Genomic DNA, 13,246 nt, shown 5'->3' with positions numbered 1-13,246 from the left:
TCCGGGTCTGGTCCTCGCGGAGCGGGCACGCGACGCGAGGACCAGCGCCCAGAGGAGATGGCGCCGCGCCGGGGGAGCGACGAGCCCCGGCGCGGCTCCACCCGTGGCGCCGACGCCGCGCGCCGTGGTGGAAAGCCCGATGAGGACCCGCCCGCGGAGCGCGGCTTCGGGATCTCGGAGGCGCGGGCCTACACGCCGCGCGGCCGCACCATGCGCGAGCGCACCCCGCGCACCGGGCGCACCGCCGACCCCTTCCGGCCGGCGCTCCAGGTGGTCGAGGGTGGCAAGCCGCGCGCCCGGCGACCCGCCGCCGCCGAGCCCGAGCGGGAGCCGGGCGGCACCGCGGGCCGCGCTAGCGGCGGCGGCCAGCCGCGCGGCGCGAACCGCACCGAAACCCCGCCCAGGGTCATGCGGAAGGGCACCCCACCGCCGGTACCCCCGCCGCGAAAGCGCACGACGGCGGCGAAGGCGGCCGCGGCGGCCGACCGCCCTGTGCGAACCGCCCGTCGCGGAGCGGGCACGCGGCGCGACGACCCGCGCCGGCACGGCGGCCCGCCCCCGCCGCGGAAGAGGGCGCCGCGGCGCCCGCCGAAGCTGGTGGACCAGCGGCGGCGGCTGCGCCTGGGTACGGTGCTCGCCCTCACGGTCTTCGCCACGATCGGCATCCGGCTCGTGACGATGCAGTTCACCGAGTCGCCGGCGTTCGCCGAGCGGGGCCTGGAGACGCGGCTGGACCGGGTCGACCTGCCCGCGCCGCGCGGTGCCATCTACGACCGCGGCGGCGCGGTGCTCGCCCACAGCGTCGAGGCGCGCTACGTGGCGGTCGACCCCGAGCTGGTCAGCGACCTGCCGAAGACGGCCGCCGCGCTGGAGCCGCTGATCGCCGTGCCCAAGTCGGAGCTGCTCGCCAAGATGGCCAAGCGCAAGCAGCCCGGCGGCGGCGCGTCCCGCTTCGAGTACCTGGCCCGCGGTGTCGACATCGCGGTCGGCCAGCGGGTCGAGGCGCTCAAGCTGCCCGGCGTCATCGTGCACCGCGACGAGCGGCGCGAGGTGCCCGGCCAGGACCTCGCGGCCAGCATCATCGGCTTCACCAGCCCGGACCTCAACGGCCTGGAAGGACTGGAGGCGCGCTACGACGAGCTGCTGCGCGGCGTCGACGGCAAGCGGGTCTTCGAGGTGGGGCAGGGCTCGCTCGACGCGGAGATCCCGGGCGGCTACAACCGGGAGACCAAGGCGCAGCCGGGCTCCTCGCTGCGCCTGACCATCGACCGCGACCTGCAGTACATGGTGCAGAAGACGCTCGGCGCGCGGATGGAGCAGGCCAAGGCGTACACGGGCGCGGCTGTCGTGCTCGACGTGCGCACCGGCGAGGTGCTCGCGCAGGCCAGCTACCCGACGTACAACGCGGCGCAGCCGCTCAAGAGCAAGCCGGAGAGCCGCGAGGACACCGCCACGAGCTTCGTGGTCGACCCGGGCTCGGTGCACAAGGCGATCACCATCGGCGCGGCGCTGCAGGAGGGCGCGGTCAAGCCGGAGGACACGTTCATGGTGGGGCCGAACGTGACAAAGGGCGACCAGCGGTTCAAGGACTCGCACACCAACTGGACGCCCCGGCGGATGAGCATCCCGGGCATCCTCGCGTACTCGTCCAACGTGGGCACGATCGCCATCGCCGACAAGCTTGGCAAGGAGAAGCTGTACGAGTACCAGAAGAGGTTCGGGCTCGGCACCGCGACCGGCGTCGGCGTGCCCGGCGAGGCGGCCGGAGCACTGCTGCCGCCCGACGACTGGAGCGGCTCGGCGTACGGGTCGGTGCCGATCGGCCACAGCGTCGCGGTGACCCCGCTGCAGATGGCCGCGGCGTACGCGGCGATCGCCAACGACGGCACCTGGGTGCAGCCGCACCTGGTGAAGGAGACGATCGCGCCGGACGGCAAGCGCACGCCGTCCGCGCAGCCCACCACACGGCAGGTGATCAGCGCGGAGCACGCCCGCGAGCTGCGCCTGATGCTGGAGGCGGTCACCACCGTCAAGGGCGCCACCGGCGTGCACGCGGCCGTCGACGGGTACCGGGTGGCCGGCAAGACCGGCACCGGCTCGCGGGTGGTCAACGGCAAGTACGTCTCCGGCGCGGTCGCGTCGTTCGTCGGCATGGCGCCGGCGGACAACCCCCGCTACGTCATCGCGGTCTTCGCGCACACGCCGGGCGGCGGGGGCGGCGAGGTCACCGCGCCGGCGTTCCACGACATGATGGGGTACGCGCTCACCCACTTCGGGGTACCGCTGAGCAGCGGGAAGCCGCCGAAGTTTGTCGTCTACCCCTGAACCGCCGGACGTGCTGTACGGCCGGCGCGCCACCAACCGGTAGGGTCTGACGCCGTGCCTGGCAATCTCCGTCCGCATACGGTGACACTGCGGTCCCTGGACGGCCTCGCGGCGTTGGCCGGTGCCGCCCCGCAAAGGCCCGCGTCGGCTGAGCCGCTGGTCAGTGGGGTGACCCATGCGAGCGGCGACGTACGCCCCGGCGACCTCTACGCGGCGCTGCCCGGCGCGCGGCGGCACGGCGCCGAGTTCGTGCCCGCCGCCGCGGCGGCCGGTGCCGTGGCGGTGCTGACCGACCCGGCGGGCGCTGACGCCGCCGCCGCGGCGGGGCTTCCCGCGATCGTGGTGGCCGACCCGCGCGACGCGCTCGGCGTGATCGCCGCCGCGGTCTACGGCGACCCCACCGAGCACCTCACGGTCATCGGCATCACCGGCACCGCGGGCAAGACCTCGACCGCGTACCTGGTGGAGAGCGGGCTGCGCGCCGCCGGCCACGTGACGGGGCTGATCGGCACCGTGGAGACGCGCCTGGGCGACCTGGTGGTGGACAGCGTCCGCACCACGCCCGAGGCGACCGACCTGCACGCGCTGCTCGCCGTGGCCCGCGAGCGGGGCGTGACCGCCGTGGTCATGGAGGTCTCCAGCCACGCCCTCGCGATGGGGCGGGTCGGCGGGGTGCGCTTCGACGTCGGCGGGTACACGAACTTCGGCCTCGACCACCTCGACTTCCACGCGGACGCGGCGGACTACTTCGCGGCAAAGGCGAAGCTCTTCGACGGCCGCTGCCGGGTGGAGATCCTCAACCTCGACGACGAGGCGCTCGCGCCGCTGCGCAAGCCCGCGACCGTGACGTACTCGGCGGCGGGCGCGCCGTCCGCGACGTGGTACGCGTCCGCTGTGGCTGGTTCGTCCTATTCGCAGCGTTTCACCGCCGTCGGACCTGACGGGCCCGTCGAGGCGGGCGTCTCGCTGCCCGGACGGCACAACATCGCCAACGCGCTGCTGGCCATCGCGGCGCTGGTCGCGACCGGCGCCGATCCGGCCACCGCCGCGCGCGGCGTGGCGGACTGCCCCGGCGTGCCCGGGCGGCTGGAGCGCGTCACGTCCCCCGGGCCGGTGCTCGGCGTCGTCGACTACGCGCACAAGCCGGACGCGATCGTCGCCGCGCTCACCGCGCTGCGCGAGCTCGCCGCCGACCGGGGCGGGCGGGTCTTCTGCGTGATCGGGGCCGGCGGCGACCGCGACAAGGCCAAGCGCCCGCTGATGGGGCGCGCCGCCGCGGAAGGCGCCGACGTCGTGGTGGTCACCGACGACAATCCGCGTACCGAGGATCCGGCGGCGATCCGGCGCGGACTCATGGACGGCGTCACCGCCGGTGCCGAGGTCTTCGAGATCGCCGGCCGCCGCGCGGCGATCGACTTCGCGGCCGGCAAGGCGGCGCCCGGCGACATCGTCGCGGTGCTGGGCAAGGGACACGAACGCGGGCAGGAGGTCGGTGGCGAGGTGCTGCCGTTCGACGACCGGGTGGAGCTGGCCGAGGCGCTCGCGGAGGTGGGCCGATGAAGCACCCCAAAAAAACGTTCCGCTTCGCTCCACGTCTCCCCGGGGGCCCCGCGTGATCACGCTGACGCTCGCCGAGATCGCGGACGCCGTCGGTGGCCGGCTGGCGGGCGCTGACCCGTCGGCGCAGGTGACCGGCACGGTCGAGTTCGACTCCCGCAAGGTGACGCCGGGCGGGCTGTTCGTCGCGTTCCCGGGGAGAAGGTCGACGGGCACGACTACGCGGAGTCCGCGGTCGCGGCCGGCGCCGTCGCGGTGCTCGCGTCCCGGCCCGTGCCGGTGCCCGCGGTGCTCGTCGAGGACCAGCTCGCCGCGATGGCCGCCCTGGCCCGCCACGTGGTCGACCGCCTGCCGTCGCTCGTGGTGGTCGGCCTGACCGGCTCGTCCGGCAAGACCACCACCAAGGACCTCATCGCCCAGCTGCTCACCCGCCTCGGCCCGACGGTGGCGCCGGCGGGCTCGTTCAACAACGAGCTGGGCCATCCGTACACGGTGCTGCGCGCCGACGAGAAGACCCGCTTCCTGGTGCTGGAGATGGGAGCGCGGGGCGCCGGACACATCACGCACCTCTGCCAGGTCGCCCCGCCGACGATCGGCGTGGTGATCAACGTGGGCGTGGCGCACATCGGCGAGTTCGGCTCGGTCGACGCGATCGCCACCGCCAAGGGCGAGCTTGTCGAGGCGCTGCCGGCGGACGGTGTCGCGGTGCTCAACGCCGACGACCCCCGGGTGCGCGCGATGGCCGGCCGGACCGGGGCCCGGGTCGTGCTGGCCGGCGAGGCTCCGGACGCGGCGGTGCGCGCGGAGGACGTGGCGCTTTCCGGTGGGCGCGCCGCGTACACGTTGGTCACGCCGGACGGGCGGGCGCCGGTGCGGCTCGGCATCGCCGGGCGCCACCAGGTGGGCAACACGCTGCTGGCCGCGGCGGTCGCGCACACGCTCGGCTTCCCGGCGGAGGAGCTGGGCGCCGCCCTCTCGGAGCTGCGGGTGGTCTCCGCCCGCCGGATGGACGTCTTCGACCGTGCCGACGGTGTCACGGTCATCGACGACTCGTACAACGCCAACCCCGCCTCGATGGCGGCCGCGCTGCGGGCGCTGGTCGGCACCGGCGTGGGCCGCCGGACGGTGGCGGTGCTCGGCTACATGGCCGAGCTCGGCGAGTACGAGCGGGAAGGCCACGAGGAGGTCGGCCGCCTCGCCGCGGAGCTGGGCGTCGACCGGCTGATCGTGGTTGGCGATACCGCCGCGCCCATCCACGCGGGTGCGGCGGCGGTGGCGACGTGGGGAGGAGAGTCGGTGCTGGTAACCGATCAGGGTGCGGCGGTCGCGACGCTGCGGCACGAGCTGCGTCCCGGCGACGTCGTGCTGGTGAAGGGCTCGCGCTACCGCACGTGGGACGTGGTGGACGCGCTCCGCGCCGACGGAGCCACTTCGTGAGAGCCGTCATCGTCGCGGCCGCGGTCGCGTTTCTGGTGTCGCTGTTCGGCACCCCCATCGGCATCAAGGTCTTCACCGCGCTCAAGGCGGGCCAGCCCATCCGCTCCATCGGCCCCTCGACCCACCAGGGCAAGAAGGGCACGCCGACGATGGGTGGCGTGGTGTTCATCATCGCCACCGTCATCGCGTACGTCGCCGGGCACGCCGCCCTCACCACCCTGCCCGAGCAGCAGATCGCGCAGGTGGGTCCGACGATCACCGCGCTGGTGCTGCTCGGCCTCTTCGTCTTCTGCGGCGCGGTCGGCTTCATCGACGACTACCTGAAGGTGCGGCGGCGCAACAGCGGTGGGCTCAGCGGCCGGTACAAGCTGGTCGGCCAGGCCATCGTCGGCGGCGTCTTCGGCGTGATCGCCCTCTACTTCCCGAGCACCAACACCGAGACGGTCGGCAGCACGAACATCTCGTTCATCCGCGACGTCGACTGGCTCGACGTCGGCAAGGTCGGCTCGGTCATCCTCTTCATCTTCGTGGTGATGGCGGCCAGCAACGGCGTCAACCTCACCGACGGCCTGGACGGCCTCGCCACCGGTGCGTCGGTGATGGTGCTCGCCGCGTACGGCCTGATCGCCTTCTGGCAGTACCGGCACTGGTGCGCCGACCCCAACTACAGCGTGGACTACTGCTACGCGGTGCGGGATCCGCTGGAGATAGCGCTGATCGCCGGCGCCGCGGCCGGCGCGTGTGTCGGCTTCCTGTGGTGGAACACGTCGCCGGCGCGGATCTTCATGGGCGACACCGGCGCGCTGGGCCTGGGTGGCCTGATCGGCGGCCTGGCGATGGCGAGCCGCACGATGCTGCTGCTGCTCATCGTCGGCGGCCTGTTCGTCATCATCACGATGTCGGTCGTGATCCAGGTGATCTCGTTCCGCACCACCGGCAGGCGGGTCTTCCGGATGTCGCCGCTGCAGCACCACTTCGAGCTGGCGGGGTGGAGCGAAGTCAATATCGTGGTCCGCTTCTGGATCATCGCGGGCATCGGTGTGGCGATCGGGCTCGGCCTGTTCTACTCCGAGTTCCTCACCGCCGTGGGATAGCCCACCTAACGGCACGCGACACGCCCGGCCATTAGCGCGGCTGTGCGTGTTGGAGCGCCGATGATAAGGGCGTGGCGGAGGACGACAAGGCCGGGGCCGGCCCGCTCGCGGTGCTCCGCGGGCTCCTCCAGCGTCCCCTCGCGTCGTACTACCTGCTGATCTCCAGCGCCGCCCTGCTGCTGGTCATCGGCCTCACGATGGTCTTCTCGGCGACGAGCGTGAAGGCGTACGCGACAAACGGCAACGCGTTCACGATGATCACCAAGCAGGCGGTGTTCGCGGCGATCGGGCTGGTCGCGTTCTGGGCCTGCCAGCGGCTGCCCGCCCGCACGTTCCGGGCGCTCGGCAAGCCCGTGCTCGGCGTGGCGATCGTGCTGCTGGTGGTCCTCGACATGCTCGTGGTCTACGGGCGGATGGCCGAGGTCGAAGGCACCGTCTCGCTCGGGCCGGTCAAGGCCGACCTGCTGTGGCTGTGGCTCGGCCCGATCCAGGTGCAGCCCTCCGAGCTGGCCAAGTTCGGCCTCGTCATGTGGGGCGCCGACCTGCTGGTCCGCAAGGGTGAGGCGCTCGGCTGGTGGCGCGAGCTGGCCACGCCGCTCTTCCCCGTCGTGGGGCTGCTGTTCGTGCTCGTCGGCTACAACGACCTGGGCACCATGCTCTGCCTGCTCGCGGTCGTGGTCGGTCTGCTGTGGGCGGTCGGCGTGCGGCTGCGGGTCTTCGCCACGCTCTCCGCGCTCGGCCTGGCCGGCATCGGCCTGCTGATCGCGGCCGCCTCGGTCGGCGGCGGCTCCGGCGAGGAGGGCAGCGTCAACTACCGCCTCGAGCGGCTCACCACCTTCTTCGCCCCGCCCGCCGACTGCGAGCAGCTCTCCTGCTACCAGGCGCTGCAGGCGCGGTACGCGATCGACCACGGCGGCTGGTTCGGCGTCGGGCTCGGCAAGAGCAGCCTCAAGTGGGGCTGGCTGCCGGCCGAGCACAACGACTTCATCTTCGCGGTGCTCGCCGAGGAGCTGGGCGTCGTCGGGTGCGTCGTGGTGCTGGCGCTGTTCGCCGTGCTGACGTACACCGGGCTGCGCATCGCCCGCCGCGTCGACGACCCGTTCCGCCGGCTGGCCGCCGCGGCCGTGACCACCTGGCTGGTCAGCCAGGCCATCATCAACATCGGCGGGGTGGTGGGGCTGCTGCCCATCACCGGCCTGCCGCTGCCGTTCATCTCCGACGGCGGGAGCGCCCTCGTGGTCACCCTCGCCGCGGTAGGCATGCTCGCCTCTTTCGCCCGCGCCGAGCCCGACGCGGCGCGAGCCCTGCACGCCCGTCCGCCCGCGAAATGGGTACGGCTACTCTGGGCCCCGTTGCCGCCGTTGCCGCCGGCCGCCAAGCCGGCGGCGAAGCCCGCGGCGGCCACCAAGGCGCCCGCGGCGGGGGCACGGGCCGGTGCGGAGAGCGAGAGGAGACGGTGATGGGTGTGCTGCGGTCGGTTGTCCTGGCGGGAGGCGGGACCGGGGGCCACATCTACCCGTTGCTGGCGTTCGCGGACTGCCTGCGGCGCCACGACCCGCACGTGCGGATCACCTGTGTCGGCACACCGAAGGGCCTGGAAAACGAGCTGATCCCGCCGCACGGTTACGACCTTCGGCAGATCCCGGCCTACCAGCTCCCGCGGTCGCTCAACATGAACCTGTTGCGCACCCCGGACCGCATGTGGCGCTCGGCCCGCGCGGCGGGCAAGGTGCTCGAGGACGTGCGGGCCGACGCGGTCATCGGATTCGGTGGGTACGTGTCGGTGCCGGCCTACCTCGCCGCCTGGCGCCGCGAGCTGCCGATCGTGATCCACGAGGTGAACGTGCCGCCCGGCGTGGCCAACCGCATGGGCATGAAGTTCACCAAGCACGTCGCGGTGGGCTTCCCGCACCAGCCGGTGCAGTCCGAGTCGCTGCGCGGCGCGCGGGTCGTGGGCGTGCCGCTGCGCCGCTCGATCACCGCGCTGGACCGCTCGGCGGCCCGCGACGCGGCCCGGGCGCACTTCGGGCTCCGCCCCGACCTGCCGGTGCTGTTCGTCTCCGGCGGCTCGCAGGGCGCCCGCTCGATCAACCTCGCGGTCATCGGCGCCGCCAAGGAGCTGGCCCGCGCAGGCGTGCAGGTGCTGCACGTGATCGGCGCCCGCAACGAGGCGGTGTCGCCGCCGAGCGACCTGCCGGTTCCGTACGTGACGCTGCCGTACCTGTCCGAGATGGAGCTCGGGTACGCGGCGGCCGACCTGATGCTGTGCCGCGGCGGTGCGATGACCTGCGCCGAGGTGGCCGCGCTCGGGCTGCCCGCGGTGTACGTGCCGTACCCGCACAGCAACCAGGAGCAGAAGCGCAACGCGTTGCCGGTCGTGGAGGCCGGCGGAGGGCTGCTCGTCGACGACGCCGAGCTGAGTCCGGACTGGATCGAAAGGACGGTGGTCCCGCTGGCACGCGATCCGCAGCGGCTGGCGGCGATGGGCGCCGCCGCGGCCGCATACGGCCGGCGCGACGGCGACGAGGCGCTGCTCGACTTCGTGTACGAGGCGGTGGCGGCTCAATGAGCGAAGAGCTCACCGCCGAGGATCTGGGCTCCGTGCACCTGATCGGCATCGGCGGCGTGGGCATGAGCGGCCTGGCCCGGCTCCTGCTCACCCGCGGCATCCCGGTCTCCGGCAGCGAGCTGCGCGAGTGGCCGTCGCTGGCCGGACTGCGCGCGCTCGGCGGCACCGTCCACATGACACACGAAGCGTCCAACCTGGACGGTGTGGACACCGTCGTCTTCTCCACCGCGATCCCGCAGGACCACCTGGAGCTTGTCGAGGCGCGGCGGCGCGGGCTGCGCGTGCTGCACCGCTCCGAGGCGCTCGCCGCGGCGATGACCGGCCGGCGGGCGATCGCGGTGGCCGGCACGCACGGCAAGACCACCACGACCTCGATGGCGACGCTGATCCTGCAGCAGGCCGGTGAGGACCCGTCGTTCGTGATCGGCGGCGAGATCTCCGAGGCGGGGTCCAACGGCCACCACGGCACGGGTTCGTACTTCGTGGTGGAGGCCGACGAGAGCGACCGCTCGTTCCTGCTGTACCGGCCGTACGTCGCCATCATCACGAACATCGACGCCGACCACCTCAACACGTACGGCGACCTGGCTGGGCTCTCCGCCGCGTTCGCCGAGTTCGCGCGGCTCGTGCAGCCTGGCGGGTTCGTGGTCACCTGCGCCGACAACCCGGGCACCCGCGCGCTGGCCGACCTGCTGCGCGGCGAAGGGCGCACCGTGTACACGTACGGCGAGGCGGAGGACGCGGACCTGCGCCTGACCGACGTGGTGTCCTCTGTGGACGGCGTGCGGTACCAGGCCACATTGGACGGTAAGCCGCTCGGCACGGTGTCGCTGCCGGTGCCCGGCCGCCACCTCGGCCTCAACAGCGCCGCCGCGGTGCTCGCCGCGATCCGGCTGGACCTGCCGCTGGAGGCGGCGGTGCGCGCGCTCGAGGCGTTTCCGGGCGTGCGGCGGCGCTTCGAGCGCAAGGGCGTCGCGGCCGGCGTGGCCGTCTACGACGAGTACGCGTACCACCCGACCTCGATGACCGCCGCGCTGCACACGCTCCGCGAGGTGGCCGCCGGCGGCCGGCTGGTGGTGGTATTCCAGCCCTACCGGGTGTACCGCACCCGCGACCTGCAGGACGAGCTCGCCGCCGCACTGGCGATCGCCGACGAGGTGATCATCCTGGAGGTCTTCGGCCCCGGCGAGGTGCGCCAGCCCGGCGAGGGCGGCGCCGCCCTCACCGCCGCAGTGAACCTGCCGGCCGAGTCCAAGGTGTTCGCACCGTCCTGGGAGGACGTGCCGGCCGAGGTGGTCCGCCGCGCCAAGGCCGGCGACGTGGTGGTAACGATGGGCGCCCCGCCCATCTCCCTCATGGGCGACGAGCTGCTCGCCGCGCTGGAGCCCACCGCGTGACTCACCCGTTGATCAGGGAGCTGGTGGGCGTGTCGCGCGGCGCGCCCCGCCACGAGGTCCCTGATCAACGCGGCCGGGGGGCGGCGTGACCGCGCCGGGGAGTCGGCGCGGTGGGGCCCGGCGCTGGCGGCTTGTCCGGGCGCACAGCGACGCGGTACCGGCCTCGGTGCGGCGCTTCATGGCGCGGGCGCGCAGGCGGCGGCTGCGGGCGGCGATGCCGTGGGCCACCGTCGGCGCCGTGCTCGCGCTGGTCGGTCTGGTCACCTGGATCGTGTACGGCACGGGCGTCTTCGGCGTCCGCGAGGTGCGCGTCTCGGGCACCGAGATCCTCTCCGCCGAGGAGGTGCGGGAGGCGGCCGGCGTGCGCGACGGCACCGCGCTGGCCCGCGTCGACCTCGGCGGCATCGAGGAGCGGCTGGCCACCCTCGCGCCGGTCGACCACGTGATCGCCTCCCGCGACTGGCCCGGCACGATCGCGATCGACGTGGTGGAGCGCACGCCGGTGGCGGTGGTGCCGCAGGGCCGCAGGTACGTGCTCGTCGACCGGCACGGCGTCGCGTTCCACACCGTCAGCGCCAAGCCCGGGGGACTGCCGGTGGCCCGCGTGGCCAAGCCGGGCCCGGACGACCCGGCCACCCGGTCCGCGCTGGAGGTGCTCACCTCGCTCAGCCCGCAGCTGGCCAAGCAGGTCGCCGCCGTTGTCGTGAAGGGCCCCGCGGAGATCGAGCTGGAGCTGCGCGGCGGGCGCCTGATCGTGTGGGGCGACTCCAGCCAGAGCGACACGAAATCTCAGGTCGCGACCGCGCTGCTGCGGGAAAAAGGCGACCGGATCGACGTCAGCGCGCCAGAAGTCGTCACTATCCGGTAAACGAGTCGGCGTGTCGGTCCTTGGATCACGCCGTACCTCCGCATACGTTGCCGGAGAGGATCAGTAGTTGACATAACTCTAAGCCTCTAGTAGAGGGTGAGGGTTACGCCTTCGCTCATCGGACCCTGGCACCAACCTGGGAGGGAAGGCCACCTGATGACACCACCGCACAACTACCTCGCGGTCATCAAGGTCGTCGGCATCGGCGGAGGCGGCGTCAACGCGGTCAACCGCATGATCGAGGTGGGCCTGAAGGGCGTCGAGTTCATCGCGATCAACACCGACGCCCAGGCGCTGCTGATGAGCGACGCCGACGTAAAGCTCGACGTCGGTCGCGAGCTGACCCGGGGGCTCGGCGCGGGCGCCAACCCCGACGTCGGCAAGAACGCCGCCGAAGACCACCGCGACGAGATCGAAGAGGTGCTCAAGGGCGCCGACATGGTCTTCGTGACCTGCGGCGAGGGCGGCGGCACCGGCACCGGCGGCGCGCCGGTCGTGGCGCAGATCGCCCGCAAGCTCGGCGCGCTCACCATCGGCGTCGTGACCCGCCCGTTCTCCTTCGAGGGCAAGCGGCGGCAGGTGCAGGCCGAGTCGGGCATCGACGAGCTGCGCAACCAGTGCGACACGCTCATCGTGATCCCGAACGACCGGCTGCTGGCGCTCGGCGACCGCGGGATCTCCATGATGGACGCCTTCCGGCAGGCCGACCAGGTGCTGCTCTCCGGTGTCCAGGGCATCACCGACCTGATCACCACGCCCGGCCTGATCAACCTCGACTTCGCCGACGTCAAGAGCGTCATGAGCGGCGCGGGCAGCGCGCTCATGGGCATCGGCAGCGCCCGCGGCGACAGCCGCGCGGTGGAGGCGGCCGAGAAGGCGATCTCCAGCCCGCTGCTGGAGCAGAGCATGGACGGCGCGCGCGGCGTGCTGCTGTCCATCGCCGGCGGATCCGACCTCGGCCTGTTCGAGATCAACGACGCGGCCCAGCTGGTCACCGACGCCGCCCACCCGGACGCCAACATCATCTTCGGCGCGGTCATCGACGACGCGCTCGGCGACGAGGTGCGGGTGACCGTGATCGCCGCCGGCTTCGACGGTGGCGCGCCCGCGTACAAGCCGGCCGAGGCCCCCCGCAAGGTGGTGCCCCGGGTGGAGACCCCGCTGCCGACCAGCGCACCGCCGGTCTCGCCGGCCGCGCCGCCGCCGGCCCGCCGGGTGCTCTTCGACGACGTGGACGTGCCCGACTTCCTCAAGAACGGCTCCTGATTCACTTTCACGGTGCGTGAAGAGGAGATAGCGGCCGGGCTCGCGGCCGTACGTGAACGCATAGGCGCTGCCTGTGCGACCGCCGGCCGGGACCCGGCCGGGGTGACGCTGGTGGTGGTCACCAAGACCTACCCGGCGACCGACGTGCAGGTGCTCGCCAAGCTGGGCGTCACCGACGTGGGGGAAAACCGCGACCAGGAGGCCGCGCCCAAGGCCGAGGCGGTCGCCGCCTCCGGTGCGCAGGTGCGGTGGCACTACGTCGGCCAGCTCCAGCGCAACAAGTGCCGCTCGGTGGTGGAGTACGCCGATGTCGTCCACTCGGTCGACAGCGTGCGGCTGGCCCGCGCGCTGCACGGCGCGGCGGAGCGGCACCGGGAGCGTCCGCTGGACGTCCTCGTACAGGTGAGCATCGACGGCGACCCGGCACGGGGCGGCGCGGTGGTCGGGTCCACCGTGGAGCCCGACCGCGACTTCGACCGGGTGGCGCTGACGGTGGCCGAGGCGGGTCCGCTGCGGCTCGCCGGCGTCATGGCGGTCGCGCCGCAGCACTGGGCCGCGGAGGCGGCCTTCGAAAAGTTGGCCGAGGTGGCGGCGCGGCTGCGCGCGGCGTATCCGGAGGCGACCACCGTCTCGGCGGGCATGAGTGCCGATCTGGAACCGGCGATCGCGTCCGGCGCGACACACGTAAGGATCGGCAGCGCGGTGCTCGGAACCCGCCCCAAGCTGCGGTAGC

9 protein-coding genes and 1 pseudogene are annotated in these 13,246 nt (G+C 73.1%); all 10 read left to right on the top strand.

From position 1 onward, the window contains the following. The first annotated feature begins 57 nt into the window (after positions 1-57). The 10 genes and pseudogenes from Phou_RS05900 (at position 58) to Phou_RS05855 (ending at position 13,245) form a co-directional block, all read left to right on the top strand. The gene (locus Phou_RS05900; RefSeq protein WP_173054247.1) at positions 58-2,325 is read left to right on the top strand and encodes a peptidoglycan D,D-transpeptidase FtsI family protein; all 2,268 of its coding nucleotides are present in this window, start codon (positions 58-60) and stop codon (positions 2,323-2,325) included. A 54-nt stretch (positions 2,326-2,379) separates the two neighbouring features. Continuing rightward, on the top strand, positions 2,380-3,885 hold the full coding sequence (locus tag Phou_RS05895; protein ID WP_173054245.1) for a UDP-N-acetylmuramoyl-L-alanyl-D-glutamate--2,6-diaminopimelate ligase: 1,506 nt from the start codon (positions 2,380-2,382) through the stop codon (positions 3,883-3,885). 52 nt (positions 3,886-3,937) lie between these two features. Then, positions 3,938-5,319, top strand: a pseudogene (locus Phou_RS05890) (UDP-N-acetylmuramoyl-tripeptide--D-alanyl-D-alanine ligase). Beyond that, positions 5,316-6,413 carry a phospho-N-acetylmuramoyl-pentapeptide-transferase gene (gene mraY / locus Phou_RS05885; RefSeq protein WP_173054243.1) on the top strand — a complete coding sequence of 366 codons (1,098 nt, stop codon included), beginning with the start codon at positions 5,316-5,318 and terminating at the stop codon, positions 6,411-6,413. Before Phou_RS05890 ends, mraY begins: the two are co-directional and overlap by 4 nt. 71 nt (positions 6,414-6,484) lie before the next feature. Next, the gene (locus Phou_RS05880) at positions 6,485-7,873 is read left to right on the top strand and encodes an FtsW/RodA/SpoVE family cell cycle protein (RefSeq protein WP_173054241.1); all 1,389 of its coding nucleotides are present in this window, start codon (positions 6,485-6,487) and stop codon (positions 7,871-7,873) included. Continuing rightward, positions 7,873-8,982 carry an undecaprenyldiphospho-muramoylpentapeptide beta-N-acetylglucosaminyltransferase gene (murG, locus tag Phou_RS05875; RefSeq protein WP_173054239.1) on the top strand — a complete coding sequence of 370 codons (1,110 nt, stop codon included), beginning with the start codon at positions 7,873-7,875 and terminating at the stop codon, positions 8,980-8,982. The genes Phou_RS05880 and murG overlap by 1 nt, the downstream gene beginning before the upstream one ends. Further along, entirely contained in the window at positions 8,979-10,379 is a 1,401-nt protein-coding gene (murC, locus tag Phou_RS05870) for a UDP-N-acetylmuramate--L-alanine ligase (protein WP_173054237.1), read from the top strand. The genes murG and murC overlap by 4 nt, the downstream gene beginning before the upstream one ends. Before the next feature lie 85 nt (positions 10,380-10,464). Beyond that, a complete protein-coding gene (locus Phou_RS05865; RefSeq protein WP_246273292.1) occupies positions 10,465-11,247 on the top strand; it encodes a cell division protein FtsQ/DivIB in 783 nt (260 codons plus the stop codon). A 156-nt stretch (positions 11,248-11,403) separates the two neighbouring features. Beyond that, positions 11,404-12,513 (top strand): cell division protein FtsZ, encoded by a 1,110-nt coding sequence (gene ftsZ, locus Phou_RS05860; RefSeq protein WP_173054235.1) that lies wholly within the window; start codon positions 11,404-11,406, stop codon positions 12,511-12,513. Positions 12,514-12,525: 12 nt separating this feature from the next. Then, on the top strand, positions 12,526-13,245 hold the full coding sequence (locus tag Phou_RS05855) for a YggS family pyridoxal phosphate-dependent enzyme (protein ID WP_173054233.1): 720 nt from the start codon (positions 12,526-12,528) through the stop codon (positions 13,243-13,245). Position 13,246 lies beyond the last annotated feature (1 nt).

The organism is Phytohabitans houttuyneae (assembly GCF_011764425.1).
Taxonomy (GTDB): domain Bacteria; phylum Actinomycetota; class Actinomycetes; order Mycobacteriales; family Micromonosporaceae; genus Phytohabitans; species Phytohabitans houttuyneae.
The sequence above is the reverse complement of the archived record's forward strand: the minus strand, read 5'-3'. Positions and strand labels throughout refer to the sequence as shown.

Excerpts from the sequence above, each read along its gene's own strand:
- murC (WP_173054237.1), top strand. The coding sequence starts at position 8,979 with ATGAGCGAAGAGCTCACCGCCGAGGATCTGGGCTCCGTGCACCTGATC.
- ftsZ (WP_173054235.1), top strand. The coding sequence starts at position 11,404 with ATGACACCACCGCACAACTACCTCGCGGTCATCAAGGTCGTCGGCATC.
- Phou_RS05900 (WP_173054247.1), top strand. The coding sequence starts at position 58 with ATGGCGCCGCGCCGGGGGAGCGACGAGCCCCGGCGCGGCTCCACCCGT.
- murG (WP_173054239.1), top strand. The coding sequence starts at position 7,873 with ATGGGTGTGCTGCGGTCGGTTGTCCTGGCGGGAGGCGGGACCGGGGGC.